The sequence below is a fragment of the uncultured Rikenella sp. genome (assembly GCF_910579375.1).
Taxonomy (GTDB): domain Bacteria; phylum Bacteroidota; class Bacteroidia; order Bacteroidales; family Rikenellaceae; genus Rikenella.
Genome location: NZ_CAJTUJ010000016.1, coordinates 1 through 16,105, shown reverse-complemented (window position 1 = coordinate 16,105; position 16,105 = coordinate 1). Strand labels below are relative to the sequence as shown.

At 62.3% G+C, this 16,105-nt stretch carries 12 protein-coding genes; 3 read left to right on the top strand and 9 right to left on the bottom strand.

Going from position 1 to position 16,105, the window contains the following annotated elements:
- Nucleotides 1-308 precede the first annotated feature (308 nt).
- Nucleotides 309-566 carry a GlsB/YeaQ/YmgE family stress response membrane protein gene (locus QZ302_RS02985; RefSeq protein ID WP_294592314.1) on the top strand — a complete coding sequence of 86 codons (258 nt, stop codon included), beginning with the start codon at nucleotides 309-311 and terminating at the stop codon, nucleotides 564-566.
- Between the two features lie 75 nt (nucleotides 567-641).
- On the opposite strand, the gene QZ302_RS02980 is transcribed toward QZ302_RS02985, so the two are convergent.
- The 4 genes from QZ302_RS02980 to QZ302_RS02965 all read right to left on the bottom strand — a co-directional run bounded on the left by QZ302_RS02980 (nucleotide 642) and on the right by QZ302_RS02965 (nucleotide 4,760).
- Entirely contained in the window at nucleotides 642-1,178 is a 537-nt protein-coding gene (locus QZ302_RS02980) for a GNAT family N-acetyltransferase (protein WP_294592312.1), read from the bottom strand.
- A 4-nt stretch (nucleotides 1,179-1,182) separates the two neighbouring features.
- The gene (gene prmA / locus QZ302_RS02975; protein WP_294592310.1) at nucleotides 1,183-2,046 is read right to left on the bottom strand and encodes a 50S ribosomal protein L11 methyltransferase; all 864 of its coding nucleotides are present in this window, start codon (nucleotides 2,044-2,046) and stop codon (nucleotides 1,183-1,185) included.
- A gap of 256 nt (nucleotides 2,047-2,302) precedes the next feature.
- Nucleotides 2,303-3,598, bottom strand: coding sequence for a S28 family serine protease (locus QZ302_RS02970; RefSeq protein WP_294592307.1), 1,296 nt, complete (start codon nucleotides 3,596-3,598; stop codon nucleotides 2,303-2,305).
- 13 nt (nucleotides 3,599-3,611) lie between these two features.
- A complete protein-coding gene (locus QZ302_RS02965; RefSeq protein ID WP_294592304.1) occupies nucleotides 3,612-4,760 on the bottom strand; it encodes a glycosyltransferase in 1,149 nt (382 codons plus the stop codon).
- Nucleotides 4,761-4,859: 99 nt separating this feature from the next.
- Between QZ302_RS02965 and QZ302_RS02960 the strand changes: the two genes are divergently transcribed.
- A complete protein-coding gene (locus QZ302_RS02960) occupies nucleotides 4,860-6,530 on the top strand; it encodes a formate--tetrahydrofolate ligase (RefSeq protein ID WP_294592302.1) in 1,671 nt (556 codons plus the stop codon).
- Nucleotides 6,531-6,771: 241 nt separating this feature from the next.
- Here the strand turns inward: QZ302_RS02960 and QZ302_RS02955 are convergent, their stop codons facing one another.
- The 5 genes from QZ302_RS02955 to QZ302_RS02935 form a co-directional block, all read right to left on the bottom strand.
- Nucleotides 6,772-6,921: a hypothetical protein gene (locus tag QZ302_RS02955; protein ID WP_294592300.1), complete on the bottom strand. Its 150-nt coding sequence runs from the start codon at nucleotides 6,919-6,921 to the stop codon at nucleotides 6,772-6,774.
- Nucleotides 6,922-7,038: 117 nt separating this feature from the next.
- Nucleotides 7,039-9,357, bottom strand: coding sequence for a glycoside hydrolase family 95-like protein (locus QZ302_RS02950; protein ID WP_294592298.1), 2,319 nt, complete (start codon nucleotides 9,355-9,357; stop codon nucleotides 7,039-7,041).
- An 11-nt stretch (nucleotides 9,358-9,368) separates the two neighbouring features.
- The gene (locus QZ302_RS02945) at nucleotides 9,369-12,251 is read right to left on the bottom strand and encodes a glycoside hydrolase family 2 TIM barrel-domain containing protein (protein ID WP_294592297.1); all 2,883 of its coding nucleotides are present in this window, start codon (nucleotides 12,249-12,251) and stop codon (nucleotides 9,369-9,371) included.
- Between the two features lie 155 nt (nucleotides 12,252-12,406).
- A complete protein-coding gene (locus QZ302_RS02940; protein WP_294592295.1) occupies nucleotides 12,407-13,246 on the bottom strand; it encodes an AraC family transcriptional regulator in 840 nt (279 codons plus the stop codon).
- The gene (locus tag QZ302_RS02935; protein WP_294592293.1) at nucleotides 13,243-14,418 is read right to left on the bottom strand and encodes a metallophosphoesterase; all 1,176 of its coding nucleotides are present in this window, start codon (nucleotides 14,416-14,418) and stop codon (nucleotides 13,243-13,245) included. The genes QZ302_RS02940 and QZ302_RS02935 overlap by 4 nt, the downstream gene beginning before the upstream one ends.
- A gap of 232 nt (nucleotides 14,419-14,650) precedes the next feature.
- Between QZ302_RS02935 and QZ302_RS02930 the strand changes: the two genes are divergently transcribed.
- Nucleotides 14,651-15,313 carry a superoxide dismutase gene (locus QZ302_RS02930; protein ID WP_294592291.1) on the top strand — a complete coding sequence of 221 codons (663 nt, stop codon included), beginning with the start codon at nucleotides 14,651-14,653 and terminating at the stop codon, nucleotides 15,311-15,313.
- Nucleotides 15,314-16,105: the final 792 nt, after the last annotated feature.

The window sequence follows — 16,105 nt, the reverse complement described above, 5'->3', positions numbered from 1 at the left end:
AATACCCAAGCGCGCCCCACCGGAAATCCAGCCCAACCCAAGGTCAGACACGGCCAGAGCATCCCGTAGGGATGCGCTCTGAAGTTTGGCTTCGCCTTCCTCCTCGCCGCTCGGCAATTTGCAAACTATGTTTGCATTGCTCTCGCTGGCAGCGTCGGTTTTCTGGTTCTCTTTGTGAACAAAGAGAACAGTACCCTCCGATTCAAAGCAAGAAAACAGATACGGGATTAATTTGGCATAATTCTTGGTTTCATTATCCCGCGGAGTAATTAACCTCTGAAAGTTTAATCCTTAAAAACCTTTGAGTTATGTATTTCTTGTGGTTTATTCTGATCGGTTTGGCAGCCGGATGGCTCGCCAGTTTGATTATGAAAGGTCGCGGGTCGGGCTTCCTGCTCAACATTGTGATCGGGATCGTCGGCGGGTTGCTCGGCGGCTGGATCTTCGGTCTTTTCGGCTGGGCACCCGCCAGCCGCTTCGGCAGCCTCATCACCGCACTGGTCGGCGCAGTGGTCTTGCTTTGGATCGTCTCGTTCTTCCGCTCGCGGCGGAAAGTCTCCCGGTAACGGGCGATAGCGAAAAAAGCAGCGCGCTCCGGATCAGTCCGGAGCGCGCTCTGTTTATGCAGGTGCCATAGATGTTCATCGTTCCGGCCGCAGCAGTTGGACGAACCGCACATCTTCGTATCCCGTCCCCTCCGCCGCCCGGATCCAGGCGCGTTTCACGCCCGAGTCCTCGAATCCCGCCCGTGCGAACAGCCGCAGGCTCGCTTCGTTCGAGAGCGGAATGTCCGCCCACAACTGCCTCATCTCCAAGTGTCCGAAAGCGTACTCCGCGAGGAGCTGCAAAGCCGCCGTCGCGAATCCTTGTCGGCGCATCTTCCGTTCGTAGATCAGCATGCCGATCCCCGCCCGTCGGTGCAGCGGGTCGAAATCGAACAGGTCTGCGCACCCGATCGTCTCGCCCGTCGCCCGCAGGTCGATCATCAGCCGCATTTGCCGGGCCGCGTAGAGGTCGAGCGAGGCGTCCGCGATGAACTCCCGAATCGCCGCCTGCGAAAAAGGGCGGGTCGTGTCGCCGAGCCGCCACAGCGTCGTGTCGTTCTCCCACCGGTACATCGCCTCGGCATCCTCCGGCTCCAAGGCTCGCAGCCGAATCCGATCGTCCTGTAACAGCATGTCGCTAAGCCTTTTGGAAGGTGATCTGCGCCCACCCGTCGCGTGTGTTGGTCGCCGTCTGCACCAGCCCGTGTCGCCGGGCCGCACCGATCAGCGTGTCCGCATCCAGGTCGAGAATGCCGCTGACCAGCAGCAGTCCCCCCTTCCGTAAACCGGCGGCGTACCGTTCCATGTCGCCCAAAAGGATATTCCGGTTGATGTTGGCCAGTATGTAGTCGTAGACCTTTCCCGCCACCGCCGTCACGTCGCCCAAAATCGGACAGACTACGGTCTGCACTCCATTGGTCTGGATGTTTTCCAGACAGTTTTCGTAAGCCCACGTGTCGATGTCCACCGCGTCGACTACCACGGCGCCGCGCATGGCGGCCAGAATCGCCAGAATCCCCGTTCCGGAGCCCATGTCGAGCACCGATGCTCCGGCGAAATCCATCGCCAGCATCTGTTCCGCCATCAGGTAGGTAGTGGCGTGGTGCCCCGTGCCGAACGACATCTTCGGCATGATGACGATCTCGTGCTTGGCCCCTCCCGCTTTAGGCTCGTGGAACGGTGCACGGATGTAGCACATCCCGTCGAGGATGTCGATCGGTTCGAAACGCGACTCCCATTCGGCGTTCCAGTTCTGTTGTTCGATTTCGTTCCGTTCGTAGGGGTAGCCCTCGCGGTAGAGGAAGTTCTGGATGGCGGTATGCGTCGTTCCCTCCTGTTCCGCCGTGTCGGGAATGTAGCCCTTCACGCTGCCGGCCCCCGGCATGAAGCCGTCGGGCAGGTAGTCCGAGAAGCTCTCGAATCCCAGTTCGGCCAGCTCGGCCACGACGATCTCCGCCTCGTCCGGGCCCGGTACCTGAATGTTGTATTCGATATAATTCATCCTTTTGGGTTTAAAAACTTTGCATGTTCGGAAAGGGGCGTGTCCTGTTTATTCCGAGAGGCAACGCAACTGAAAACCGTAGCTACGACTCTCTGCATTGGACGGAGCGACGTAAGGCATATTGAGCACCAGACGTAATGCATACGTGTTGCCGTTGGGCACCGACGCAGACCAGACTGTACCTTCGTCACCGATGGCGTACAGCGCGCCCGTGTTGTGGCCGCAGTAGCCCGGGGCGGGGTCGGCTTCCGATTCGTCAAATCCCGAAAAGCCACCCTTCGATCACTTCCCAAATCTCGGCCTGCACCTCCTCGCTCTGCGTCTTGATCCGCGCCCGATGGCTGCCGCCCGGTTCGACGAAGAGCTTCATGTTCGTCTTCCCCTCGAAGAGGGTCGAGTCGGGCATCGCCGCGCTCCACGGGTCGTTCTCGCCGTAGATGCAGATCACCTTCGGGTCGTTCGCCTTGTAGAACGAGACGATCCGGCGCGAGAGTCCGTCGCTGAACCGGATATTCCGGGCATCGTCCGGCAGCATGATCCGCGGCAGGTAACCCCTGGCGTCCCGAATCGAGAGCAGCCCCTCGAACGGGGCCGTGTCGTAGCCGTAGTAGCCCAGCTCCCGTTGTGCCTGCACGAAGAACGACGGTTCGTCGTTGATGGCGAAGTAGTCCGGCGAGACGATCGCGATCAGGTGATCCAACAGCTCCTGATGCGGCGAGTCCGGCGCCGGAATCAGGCTCGTCGCCGTCCCCCACTGCCAGATCGAGAAGGGGTATTCCAGCACGCAGAGGTCGAACACCTCGTCGATATTCGTCCGGAACGTATAGCTTTTCGACTTGCAGTATTCGTCGAAGAGCGGCACCAGCTCCTTCCGCCGCTTGAGCACCTCGGTCTGGAACTCCCGGATCGTGGCCCGCTCCTCGTCCGTCCCGACCCGGTCGAGGAACGGTTCGTGCCGCCCGTCCTCGACGCCGAAGCAGACCGGCCCGACATAAGCCACCGTCACGTCCACATCCTCCGGATAGTACATCCGGTAGATCAGCGAGTTTTCGCCCCCTTTGCTCACTCCCGTCGCCACCCACTTCTCCGGATAGATCTCCCGCAGCGCCTCCCGCACGGCGTGCAGGTCTGCCGCCGCCTGTTCGGCGTTCAGGTAGTGCCAGTTCCGCGGCTCGGGAGTCGATTCGCCGAAATACCGGTGCTCCACGAAGACCTGATTCGCGTTCAGGTGCTCCGAAAGCTCCTCGCGATACCGCGTCCCCACGGCCCTTGCCCCGCCGTATCCCTCGGTCACTAAGACCGTCGGCCGGTCGAAGCCGGTGTGCGCCACCACGAAACGCTGTTCGAAATGGCCCTTCCCCGGTCGCCGGTGGTCGAGCGGCTGTTCGAACATCACGGCGTACCGCTCTTCGAAAAGCCCTTTCTCTAACTCCTCGACCGACACGACGCCCTTCAGGGCGATCAGCCGGTCGTACAGCTCCGTGGCCCCCGCGAAGGTCAGCCCCGCCAGCAGCAGGGCGAAAAATGCGAAAGTAAATTTCAGGTATCTCATGGGATTCAAATTATTATTTCCTGATTTCATCGTACAGCCGCAGGAACGTTTCCGTCAGCGCCTCCCACCCGAAGCGGCGTTTTTCGACGGCGATGCGTGCCCGAAACTCCGCCGCCTTATTTTGGGTGTAAAAGTCGGCGATCGCCCGGGCGATTCCTTCAGCCGACACCGACGTCACGTAGCCCACCTCGCCGTCCGGCACGATCTCGGGCAGACCGCCCACCCGAGTCACCACCATCGGCACTTCGAAATGATAGGCCACCTGCGTCACCCCGCTCTGCGTGGCGCTCCGGTAAGGCTGCACCACCAGATCCGAGGCGCAGAAGTAGTTCCGCACCTCCGTCTCCTCGATATACCGGTCGTGGACGACCAGATCGTCCGGGCCCAGCCCCAGACGCCGGATCAGTGTCTCGTATTTCTCCCGATTCCCGTAGTATTCGCCGCTGATCAGCAGCTTCCGCCCCTGCGTCCCGCCCTGCGCCTTGAGTCTGGCCCACGCTTCGAGCAAGAGGTCGAGCCCCTTGTAGTCGCGGATAAAACCGAAAAAGAGGACGTAGTCCGCCGCCGGATCCAATCCCAATGCCGCGCAAGCCTCCGCCTTCGGAATCGTCGGCCCGTAGGTGTCGTAGATCGGGTGGGGCGACATGGCCCGCACGCCCCGATAGGCGAACGAGTCGAGGTCGCGCCCCACCTCGTCCGACATGTAGACGACGCCGTCCGTCCGCCGCAGGAAGTAGCGGGTCAGTGTCCGGTCGCCGAGACGATGTTCGTGGGGGACGATGTTGTCCGTCAGCGCGATGATCCGCGTCTGCGGCGACCGCCGCCGGACGGTTCCGGCGATCGTCCCCAGCGACGGCCCCATGAAGGGCATCCAGAAGCGCGGAATCACCAGCTCCGGCCGCTCGGCGGCAATCTCGCGCCCCACCGCCGGCCAGTTCAGCGGGTTCACCGAATTGATGCGCCGTTCGATGGCGAGCCCCTCCGGAGCCGCCATCCGGGTGTACTGCGTCTCGCCGGGGAAGAGAAATGACGGGTATTGCAGCGTGAAGTTGACGATCTTCACGTCGTGTCCCTCGCGGGCGAAGGCCGAGGCCAGCGTCTCGTCGAACTTGGCGATTCCTCCCCGGTAGGGATGGGCCGGCCCCAGGATGCGGATTTTCATGGCGTGCGTCTCTGCTGAAAAAGTATGCTAATATACGAAAAAGGTGTTATATTTGGTTGCCCGAACGAACCCGGGTTGTTAAAAATCGAAACGAACGCTATGAAAACGGACATCGAAATCGCCCGGTCGGTGCGGATGAAGCCGATCGCCGACATTGCCCGCCAGATGGGCATCGACCCCGAAGACCTCGAAATGTACGGAAAGTACAAGGCCAAGGTGCCGCTGAAATACATCGACCGCCGGCGGAAAAACGACTCGCGGCTGATTCTCGTGACGGCCATCTCGCCCACGCCGGCCGGAGAGGGGAAGACCACTGTCTCGATCGGGCTGTCGCAGGCGCTGAACCGGATCGGGAAACGCTCGTGTGTCGTCCTGCGCGAACCGTCGCTCGGGCCGGTCTTCGGCATCAAGGGCGGAGCGACGGGCGGAGGCTTCTCGCAGGTTTTGCCCATGGAGGAGATCAATCTCCACTTTACCGGCGACTTCGCCGCGATCGAGAAGGCGCACAACCTGCTGGCCGCGTTGATCGACAATAATTTGCAAAGCAAAACCCGCTCGTTGGGACTCGACCCGAGGACGATCTCCTGGAAACGGGTGATGGACATGAACGATCGGGCATTGCGCGACATGGTGATCGGGCTGGGCGGGACGACCGGCGGGGTGCCGCGCGAGACGGGGTTCGATATCACGGCGGCGTCGGAGGTGATGGCGATCCTCTGTCTGGCTTCCGGGCCGGCCGACCTCAAACGCAGGCTGGGGAATATCTTCGTCGGCTTTACGTATGATAAAAAACCGATCTACGCGCGGGATCTGCATGCCGAAGGGGCGATGGCGGCACTGCTGAAGGATGCCATCAAGCCCAATCTGGTGCAGACGATCGAGGGGACGCCGGCGTTGATCCACGGCGGGCCGTTCGCCAATATCGCCCAGGGGACGAATACGGTGCTGGCCACCGAGATGTCGCTTTCGTTGACGGACTATACGGTGACCGAGGCGGGTTTCGGCTGCGACCTCGGGGCGGAAAAGTTCCTCGACATCAAGTGCCGGGCGGCGGGGCTGGCTCCGAACGCGGTGGTGCTGGTGGCGACGGTGCGGGCGCTGAAATATCACGGAGGGCAGCCGCTGGCCGAGCTCAAGACGCCGAATGTCGAGGCGCTGGAGCGGGGCATCGAAAACCTTCAGAAGCATATCGAGAACGTCGGACTGTTCAACCTGACGCCGGTGGTGGCGATCAACCGTTTCGTGACGGACAGCGACGAGGAGTTGCAGTTCATCAAGGATTATTGTACGATGCGCGGTGTGGCGTGTGCGGTGGCGAACGTCTGGGGCGAGGGCGGAGCGGGGACGGAGGAGCTGGCGCGGCTGGTGGTCGAGGCGACGGAGTCGGGCCGGACGGATTTCCAGCCGCTCTATCCGTTGGACGAGTCGGTGGAGAAGAAAATCGAGACGGTCGCGCGGGGGATTTACGGGGCGGACGGTGTCGAATACACGCCCAAGGCGAAACAGGCTCTGAAGCGCATTGCGGATTTGGGCCTCACGGGGCTGGCGGTCTGCATCGCCAAGACGCAGAAGTCGCTGTCGGACAATCCGGCGCTTTTGGGTCGGCCGCGTGGTTTCACCATCACGGTACGGGACATCGAGATTGCGGCGGGGGCGGGTTTTCTGGTGCCGATCACGGGCGAGATCATGCGGATGCCGGGTCTGCCGGAGGTGCCGGCGGCCGAGGCGATCGATATCGACGACGAGGGCAATATCTCGGGTCTGTTCTGACGGGGCCGGATTCAGAGGGAACCGGTGGTTTTTATCGGGAGAGGCAGCCTGCATGTGCGCAGGCTGCCTCTCTTTTTTGCTCTTTGTCGAGGCTGTCGGTTGCTTGGGGCGGAGGTTGTCCTTTGGTATTAGGGTAGAGGCTGGCGGTTGTTAGGGGTAGCTTTTAGGGTAGAGGCGGCCCGGTTATTGAGGTAGAACCCTCTGGGGTAGAGGTTGCCAGTAAGACGCCCAGTGGGCGTGTTTATTCCGAGAGGCAACGCAACTGAAAACCGTAGGTACGGTAATCCATTCCGCTGGAATAGACTCCCGGCATGCTGAAACTTAGGTAGAAACTGTGCGGAGTGCCTGAGTCGGAGCAGGAGGAAGACCAATTATAACCGCCATTGCCCACGCCTATCGTTGTGCCCGAGGTGTAATAGCGGAAGCCCGGGGCGGCGAGGCCGGATCATGCGGCATGCCAGACCTTTCATAAGGTCTGGCGTGCTGTCAGGATATGCTCGGAAACCGGTTACGGCCGAAGTCGGATCGGCTCTCCTTTCCGGGTCTCGATCGTCCAGACTCCGCCGTCGAGCGTCGCCGACACCGCACCCGACACGCACGGCGTAGAGTTTGCCGGGAAAGGATTCGCCAGTCTCAACGTACCCCCCATCGTCGGGTCGATCGTTACCTCCGTTATGTGGCCGCCGGTCATCGTCGCCGAGATCAGGAAAGCCCCCTGAGCCCGCAAATCGCGGAACGAGACGTCGCGCCACGAAGCCGGTATGGCCGGAAAGATCCGCACGATCCCCGTGTGGCTCTGCAACAGCATCTCCTGAATGCCCGCCGCGAAGGCGAAATTCCCCTCCAGCGTGAACGGACGATACGTAAAGTTGCTCTTTCCCGTGCCGTTCTGCTGTCCGTTGGCGTGGAACGTGTTGGGCAGACAGAAGTAATCGGCGAAATCCCGCAACGCCGTAGCCGCTCCCTCGCCGTCCAGCGCCCGGGCTTTCATGTTCGCCAGCCAGCAAAAGGTGTAGCCTACCCACCAGTCGCTCCCGTGTTCGTCGAGCCGAGCGATCGTCGCCCGCACGATCCGTTCTTCGTCCGCCCCGCGTGTTACGTCCAGCAGCGAGAGCGGATGGATCGCCAGTGCATTGGAAAAATGGCGATGCGACTGGTCGTAAGGGTGTCCGGCGGCAAAGGTCAGCGCACCCGTCGAATCGAGGTCGAACGGCGGAAGTTCCGCCTCCAGCGCGGCCCAGTGCGCCGATTCATCGGTCAGCTCCAGCGTGGCGGCCATCTCCGAAGCCTCGCGGAACGCACTCTTGAGTAAAGCCAGGTCGTAGTTCGTGATGGTCGGGAACCACGCCTGAGGCGTGTTGTCGTTGATCTCCGGACTCGAACTGATGCGCAGTGTCCGTTCTCCCCGCTCGTTTTTCACCGTGATCCGTTCGAGGAACGCGGCCACCTCCCGCAGATACGGATACCCCATCTCGCGCAGGAAATCCGGATCGGCCGAGTATTTCCAGTGCAGGTAGAAGTGATGTCCCAGCCAGGCCGAGACCGTCTGCGACAGTGCATATTGTATCCATCCCCCCATCGGCTCTCCCTTGATCGTCGCCACGCCCGGCACGTTGAGACCCTCGCAGCCGAAGTACCGGCGCGTGTACTCCCGGTTGATCCCGCGCTGATCCCAAAGGGTTTGCAGGTAGCCGAACCCCTCGTCCAGATGATTGCCGGTATAACAGGGCCAGTAGCTGAGCTGCGTGTTGAGGTCGTGGTGTACGTCCCCTTTCCACGGCGGCAACAGACCGTTGTCGGCCGTCCAGACCCCTTGCAACGGGATGATCGGCGAGTTGCGGCGCGTTACGCACCCGAATTTGTACATCTCGTTGGCGTACTGCCGTTCGAGTACCTTGTCCGGCAGCGTTACGGACGAACGGTTCCAATACTCCGTCCACCATTTCCGGTGGCTCTCGTAATCTTTCCGGATCCCGCGCCGCAAGGCTGCGGCCGCCCGTTCGCCGGCCTCCAGTTCATCGGCCGACACCGAACCGGAGGTGGTAATCGACCACGCTCCGACCAATCGGCCCTCCGCGAAGCGGTATTCCACCGCCACATCGTAGTAAAAATCGCCGTATCCCGGCTGGCGATAGCGGATCGTTCCGCCGTCCGCCCGCTGTTCGTGTTCGACTCGACCCTGCTCGTACCCCAACCGGCGCAGATCATGCCCGCCCACCGGGCTGGAGGCGGCCAACTCGCCCTCCAAACGATACCGCGGAGCGATCACCTCGGGCAACACCTCCGGCGTAATCCCTTCGAAGCGGAACCAACCGACCGGTTCGGTGGCGCTGACGAAACTTTGCAGCGACGCCCCTCCTTCCCACTCCACCTCGGCCAGCGCGTCGGCCAGTACGAGCCGTGCCGACCGCACCGGCCCCAGGCTCCGCACGTCGAACTCGACGGCCGCTCCCGGAATTTTGGACGGAGCGGCCTGCCGGTCGTACGGCTCGTCGAACTTGCGTTGCACGGCGCTGTAGTTTCCCGTTTTCCACTGGCGATAGACCCAGTCGAAACTGAACCGATCGCCCGACAAACTGTCCGTCGGTCGAGTATCCCACAGGTCGATTCGGTCGAGCGACATCCGCAGCATCGAATCCCGTTGCCAGATCAGTTCGCCTACGAAAGCGTTCCCCAGCGGCAACGCTTCGTCCCAGCTCGCGGCCAGCCGGTCGAATACTAAGTCGTGCGCTCCTGTTTCGGCTGGTAACCGGTTCTCTTTCGACCCGCAGGCCGTGCATAGCATCATGCCGCCCAGCAGCAGACCGAGGATTCGGATGTGTGTCATCGGTTTGGATTTTATCGAAGTTCAAAAATGATTTTCCCGTTCAGCGTGTCGCCCGGGTTCACTCGGATGCGGTCGTCGGTGAACGGAGCCGAGTAGAACGGTTCGGCTCCGCCGTTGTTGTAGTCGGCCGCGAGCATCTGGATGCGTCCGTCCTGGAACCAACAGCGTAAGGCCTGTCGCCCGTCGCCGTGCAGCACGATCCCGTGCTGCCGGTCGTCGGTCAGCGAGGCGCGGCGGATGTTCCGGCGGGTCGAACGGAAATCGACCGAACCCATCGGGTTGGCATCCTCTTTCCAGGCTCCTTGCGGTACCTCGCGCCATGCCTCGACCTCGTACAGAGGCCGGGCGTTCAGCCGTGCAGTCCCCTCCGGTCGGGCGATGTCCCACTCCGGATAGACCGAGAAGTCGGCATCGCGTTCCCACGACAGCAATTCCATCGTTTTCGGCAACTGCATCACCAGTCCGTACTGCCGCGGATCGACCGCCTTGGCCACCGTGATTGCGTACTCGGTCTCGATCTTTCCGTTCGGCCGGATGTGGTAGACGATTCGTCCCCGGTCGCCGCCGAGGTAGGCCAGCTCGGTCTTGACTTGGATCCCTCCGTCGGCCTCTCGGCTATGGCGGAAATCCGTCGCGTAGAGTACCGGACTCGGGTAACTCTTTTTCGGATACAGTTCGTTCTGGTAGGTCTCGTTCGCTACGTTGGGTTTGTCGCCGTTGTCGGCGTTCATCGTCACGAGGCTGAAGGCCGGACCCTGCAGCAACAGGGCCGTGGTGTCGATGGCCGCCCGGGTCATCAGCCCGGTCGTCTTGCTGAAAACCAACGTGTAGCGGTGTCCGTCGTTGCCTGTGCCCGTGACGGTCAGCGCGTCGGGTGTCTCGTTCGTCTTCCAGGGAATCGAAAGATGGTTCGTCGCGACCGTTACGCGGTCTCCCGGGAAGAGCTCTTCGGCGCAGACATATCCCTGCGGCCCCGTTACACGCAGGTAAATATCCTCTCCGGTTGGCGCCGGAATCAGAATCCGCCCCCGGCCGCGCGCCGGAATCCGCGAGACGATCGGACGCAGCGTGCCTCCGGCCGGTCCCGCCTCGATCCGCACGCGGTCGAACCCGATGAAGTCGTACCGGTTTTCGACCGTCAGCTTGATTCCCTCGGCCGTCCGCCGCTGTTCCACGATGCGGAACGGGGTGTAGGCCCGTTTCATGGCTGTGTATTCCGGTTTCGGACGCCGCCAGCCGTCGACCGGCCCCCAAGGCCCGTAGCCGACGATCCGACCGTCGGGCAGATGGAAGGTGTCGTCGATGCCGCTCCACAGCGCTCCGCCGAGGCAGCCCGGATGGCGATAGATGGTGTCGTAAAGTTCGACCAACGGCCCGCCGAACGCCGCCCGGATCCCCGGATCGGTCGTCAGCTCGGTGCGGTTGTAGCAGCTCAGGTGGGCATATTCGCCGAAGAGCACCGGCCGCGACATGGTGTCGCAGGCTGATACGGCGCCGATCCACGGGTAGTGGAAATTCCACAGGTCGGCCCGGTTGCCGCCGTTGTTGTAGCCGCCCCAGCACTGGTCGTGGAAGCTGAACGGACGGCTCGGGTCGATCCGCTTCACCGAGTCCAGCACAGACTGCCACAGCGGCGACCAATAAGACTCGTTCCCCAAAGACCAGAGGATGACCGACGGGTGGTTCCGGCCGGCCTGGATGTTTTCCACGTTGGCCTGAATCATGTAGGGCAGGAAGCGTTCGTCGCGGTAGTCCCAGTGGTTCCAGATGGGCGACGCGCCGTGCTGGATCCAGCAGAGGGCCGACTCGCTCTCGACGAAGAGACCCAGCTCGTCGCAGGCGTCAAGAAACTCCTCCGACGGCGGGTAGTGCGACGTGCGGATGTAGTTGCAGTTTCCGGCCTTGAAGAGTTCGGCATCCTGCCGGCACAGCTCCGGCGTGCCGCTCCGCCCGCGCAGCGGATGCACCTCGTGGCGGTTCACGCCGTGCAGCTTGACCGGACGGCCGTTCACCAGCAGCCGGTTCCCCTCCACCTCGACCTGCCGCATCCCTACGCGCTGTTCGTTGGTCTGCACCTCCCGGCCGTCGACGGAGAGGGTCGTGGTCAGCGTATAAAGCTCCGGCGACTCCGGATTCCAGAGCCGGGCGTTCCGCACGGTCAGCGCAGCAGAGACAGACCCGTCGGCCGGTAACGGCCGTTTCGTCGCCGCGACCCGTTTCCCGGCCGCGTCTCTCAACGTGTATTCGACGGTCGCTGTTCCGCTTCCCTGCACGATGTCGGTCGCGATGTGCAGCGTGGCATGCTTATAGGATTTGTCGAGGGTCGTCGTGAGGTCGGTCGAGGCGATGTGTCTCGCCGGCAGGGCGAACAGCGTGACTTTGCGCAGTATGCCGCCCACCGTATGGGCTGCATACTGCGACAGGCAGCTCAGCCGGTCGGAGATGGTCTGGGCCTGCACCTCGACGGTCAGGGTGTTCTCCCGCCCGGCCTCGACAGCTTCGGTAAGGTCGAACTCGAACGGCACCATCCCGCCCTCGTGCTCGCCGACCGGCCGGCCGTTCACCTGCACCGCGGCGTGCGAGCTGACGCCGTCGAAACGCAGCTTGATCCGCTCTCCCTGCCAGTCGTCGGGCAGGCGGAACCGGGTGGTGTAAACCGCGGTCTCGCCTTCGCCGATCTCGAAGCCCTGCATGGCCCATTCGCCCGGGACTTCGATCGTCGAGGCGGGCCCGGTGGCGGTGCGGAGATTCCACGTGCCGTTCAGCGAACGGACCGGTTCGGCCACGCCGGTCACCGCCGCAGGCCGGGGCGACAGGGGCGGTAAAGAAACGCGTGCGAAAATTGCCGTTACCGTGAGGGCAAGTAACAGGAAGATACTGGTGATTTTTTTCATCGGTCGTTTGGGTTTTTAGGTTCGGTTCTGAATCGGTACAAAATTACGGAATGAACCCGGAACGGTACCGTGTTCGGAAGGGGAATGCGGGTAGGTTCGGGTATGAAACCGGCGAAAATGTGTACGAAACGGAACTCTCCGGGCAGCTCGCGTGTCTATCGGGTCAGGCTTTTGGGCGACCGCCCGGTCTGCCGCCGGAAGACGCGGGCGAAGTACTGGGGCGACTGGAACCCGCAGGCGAAGGCGACCTCTTTGACCGACATCTCGGTGTTCCGGAGCAGATCGGCGGCGCGGTCGATCCGGAACCGGGTCAGGTATTCGAGCGGCGAGAGGTTCAGGTTCCGCTCAAAGAGCTTGCGCAGGTAGCGGGGGCCGATTCCGGCTCCGGAGGCCAGCTCGGTGATCGAGAGCGGCTCGGCGAAACGGGTGTGGATCGCCGTCAGGACGGATTGCATGGCCGGGTCGGAACCGATCGAGAGGGAGGTGCGGGTCAGGTAGCGGCGCAGCAGGATCAGCAGTTCGGTGTAGTAGAGTAGCACCAGGGGGCCGTAGTCCTCCTGCCGCTCGTCGAGCTCGTTGACGATCCGCTGCACGGCGCGCATGATACGGAGGTTGTTGGCGATGCGCGTCACGCCGCTTTCGCTGTCCGGAAGCGGCGGAAGGATCTGGTCGGACGGGCCGAAGATGTCTGGGTGGAATTCGAGCTGGAGGAGGGTCGCTCCTTCGGAGCCGGCCTCGAAATAGTGTTCGGCATCCGAGCTGATGAGCATCGTTTCGTCCTGTCTGAAACTGGCGCTTCCGTGGGCCAGCCGCAGGATGCAGTTGCCCCGTTTCACGTAGTTGATCTCGATGCGGCGGTGGCGGTGCGGCCCGTAGGTCTCGTACGGATGGAACGAGATGAGGCGCGAGACTTCGGCCAGCCGGCTGTTTTCCGGGCTTTCGGCGACTGTTCGCAGGATTTCCCGGACGGAAGAGGCGGAGAAGGAGGCGCTCATTTCGCGATGTCTTGGTTGTCGGTCGTTTCGCGGCGCAGCACCAGCAGGTCGATCTCGGGCCAGGCGCCGAACCGAAACGGAATCGCGCCGCCCAGCCCCAACGAAACGAAAAGTTGCCGGTCGCCTTCGCGATACAGCCCGCCCCACTCCGGATAGCTCCACCGCGAGGGCGAAAAACGGCCTACCTTCAGCTGCATGGCGTGGGTGTGGCCCGAAAGGGTGAGCTGGATGTCGCTCGCGGGAAGCACCTCGCGACGCCAGTGGCTCGGGTCGTGGCTCAGCAGAATCTGGAAAACACCCTTCGGCACGCTGCGCAGTGCCCGAGGAAGATCGCCTCGCGAAGGGAAGGGAGGCCGGCTGTCGTTCTCCACGCCGATCAGGGCGATGCTGTCCCTGCCCCGATGCAGCATCCGGTGTTCGTTCAACAGCAGGTTCCAGCCCATCGCCCGTTCGTGGTCGATCAGTACCGCATGGTCGCGGGCCGCTTCGTGCGGCCGGTCGAGCCGTCGGTAGGTGCAATAGTCGTGGTTCCCGAGCACCGAATAGACTCCGTCCGGTGCCCGAAGCCGGGACAGAACGTCGAGGAACGGGTCGAGCTCATCGGACGAGAGATTCACTAAGTCGCCCGTGAAGACGATCAGATCGGGGTGCAGCCCGTCGACCCGGTCGACGAGCCGGGAAAGGTAGGTCGTATCCTTGCCGTACGTTCCCACGTGCAGGTCGGAGAGGTGGACGATGCGATAGCCGTCGAATGCCGGGGGCAGGGCGGCTGAAACCACGGTGGTCTCCTGGATGACGAGCCGTTTCCAGCCGCGGGCGAAACCGTAGTAAGAGGCTACGCAAACCCCGACCGCTGCGACGATCCCGACGACTGTCCCGACCCGTCCGGCATGCGGTACGAGCAGCCCGATGCCTCGCCCCGCCAGCGAACAGAGAGATAAAACCGCTTTCGGCGCGGCGATGCACATCAGCAGGCCGAAGAAGAGGCGGACGCTCCCCTCGGGCCACACGCCGCCCAGCCAGCAACCCAACGCAACGAAGGCCAGCGCGGTCGGTGCCCAGTAGGCGATCGTCCACCGTCCGCCCGCGACGCCGCGCACGTAGGTGAGCCAGATATAAAGGTCGGGAAGCGTCAGCAGAAGCAGAAAAAGGACGATGAAAAGAGGTATCATACGGAAAGGGTGTCTTATTTTATTGAATGCTAACGTCCGGCGGCCGGTTTTATTTTATGGAAGGGGCGAGATGCCGTCATCGGAGGAGGAGCTGTCGGACGGGGCGTTCGGACTGTAAATGTAGTCTCTTCGTTCGGAATCTGGCAGCGAACGGGCGCAAAAGCAGAAACGGGGAGCTCTGTGTGGCACGTCGTTTGCGAGACAAGTCTCTCGAATGATTATCATAACCCCTATGAAAAAGCACCTTTTACTCTCCGCCCTCGCCTTTTTGGGGCTCTTCGCCTCTGAGGCGTTCGCCCAGAGCGCTCCGAAACACCGGCTTGCGAAACTGCCCTACACGCTCGACGCGCTCGCGCCGAAGATGAGCCGCGAAACCCTCGAATTCCACTACGGAAAGCACTATCAGACCTACCTCGACAACCTGAATGCCCTGATTTCGGGGACACCGTATGCGACCCTCTCGTTGGAAGAGCTCGTCCGCAAAGCGCCCGAGGGGCCGATCTTCAACAACGCAGGCCAGGCGCTGAACCACGAATTGTTCTTCCTGGGCCTCTCTCCGACGCCGCAGACCCGGCCTTCCGGAGCGCTGGCGGAGGCGATCGACCGTGATTTCGGCTCGTTCGACCAGTTCAAGGCCCAATTCACGAAAGCCGCAGCGGGACTTTTCGGTTCGGGCTGGGCGTGGCTGGCGACTGACCGGGAGGGCGGGCTCCGCATCACGACCGACGCCAATGCGGGTAATCCGTTGCGCTACGGTCTGACGCCGCTGCTGGGGTTGGATGTCTGGGAACATGCCTACTACCTCGACTATCGCAACCGCCGGGCGGAATATATCACCAACTATTGGGATTTGGTGGATTGGAAGACGATCGGTCGGCGTTACGATCGGCGGTAAGTCCGCAGCGAACGCACGACCACCGACCAGCAGCCCGAGCGTTAAGTAACGCTCGGGCTGCTGCTTCTGGTTTGTTGTCCTCGCCGCCCCGGGCTACCGCGACAACGGTGCGGGCGCACTGTGGCATCTCTGTAATGCCGGATGTAGTTGGTCTTCCACTGTTAGCGGAATTCGCGGATATTTCCTATGGTTTCATGCACAAGATGTTCTACCTAACCGTATATACAGTCGCGCCTTCGCTCTTCAGTTGCGTTGCCTCTCGGAATAAACAGGTGCCGCTCGGCACGCGAAAACCGGCAGCCTCTACCCCAAGTAACTGGCCGCCTCTACCCTATTTTGAGTTGAATCCTGCGGTTCGAAGAACCGCGCGGGCCGGACGCCTGCCCACGGGAGGCCCGCAAACTCACGATGTTCGTTGCGTTCCGCCCGGGCGTCCAACCCGCCCCAAAGCACAGCCAATGCTCTGCCCCAATTCTGTCGGGTGCGGGCTGCGGCGTCCGGCCCGCGACCCAAAAGATCGCAGAAGCAGTGCCTTGTTCGCCGTCCCATTCTGCGAGGTTCGTCCTCGGCGCGCCCCCCACGCGCCGCTGATGCGTCGCCCTCGCCGAGGACGGCGACCTAAAGGTCGCACAAGCACTGCCCAAAGCACGCCCCAGTTCTCCGCCCCGTGTCAGCCTCACTGCGGCTCCGCTGACGCTCCGCCACTGCCGTCGCCCGCGGGGATTTCATCTCGATTTTGCTCACCGCAAAACGAGTGAAATCCCCATTTAAGCGGGCGGGCGACGGGAGTTT

What these genes read in the sequence shown, in the direction of transcription:
- QZ302_RS02985 (WP_294592314.1), top strand. Translation starts at nt 309, where the DNA reads ATGTATTTCTTGTGGTTTATTCTGATCGGTTTGGCAGCCGGATGGCTC.
- QZ302_RS02935 (WP_294592293.1), bottom strand. Translation starts at nt 14,418, where the DNA reads ATGATACCTCTTTTCATCGTCCTTTTTCTGCTTCTGCTGACGCTTCCC.
- QZ302_RS02980 (WP_294592312.1), bottom strand. Translation starts at nt 1,178, where the DNA reads ATGCTGTTACAGGACGATCGGATTCGGCTGCGAGCCTTGGAGCCGGAG.
- QZ302_RS02960 (WP_294592302.1), top strand. Translation starts at nt 4,860, where the DNA reads ATGAAAACGGACATCGAAATCGCCCGGTCGGTGCGGATGAAGCCGATC.
- QZ302_RS02950 (WP_294592298.1), bottom strand. Translation starts at nt 9,357, where the DNA reads ATGACACACATCCGAATCCTCGGTCTGCTGCTGGGCGGCATGATGCTA.
- prmA (WP_294592310.1), bottom strand. Translation starts at nt 2,046, where the DNA reads ATGAATTATATCGAATACAACATTCAGGTACCGGGCCCGGACGAGGCG.
- QZ302_RS02945 (WP_294592297.1), bottom strand. Translation starts at nt 12,251, where the DNA reads ATGAAAAAAATCACCAGTATCTTCCTGTTACTTGCCCTCACGGTAACG.
- QZ302_RS02970 (WP_294592307.1), bottom strand. Translation starts at nt 3,598, where the DNA reads ATGAGATACCTGAAATTTACTTTCGCATTTTTCGCCCTGCTGCTGGCG.
- QZ302_RS02940 (WP_294592295.1), bottom strand. Translation starts at nt 13,246, where the DNA reads ATGAGCGCCTCCTTCTCCGCCTCTTCCGTCCGGGAAATCCTGCGAACA.
- QZ302_RS02930 (WP_294592291.1), top strand. Translation starts at nt 14,651, where the DNA reads ATGAAAAAGCACCTTTTACTCTCCGCCCTCGCCTTTTTGGGGCTCTTC.
- QZ302_RS02965 (WP_294592304.1), bottom strand. Translation starts at nt 4,760, where the DNA reads ATGAAAATCCGCATCCTGGGGCCGGCCCATCCCTACCGGGGAGGAATC.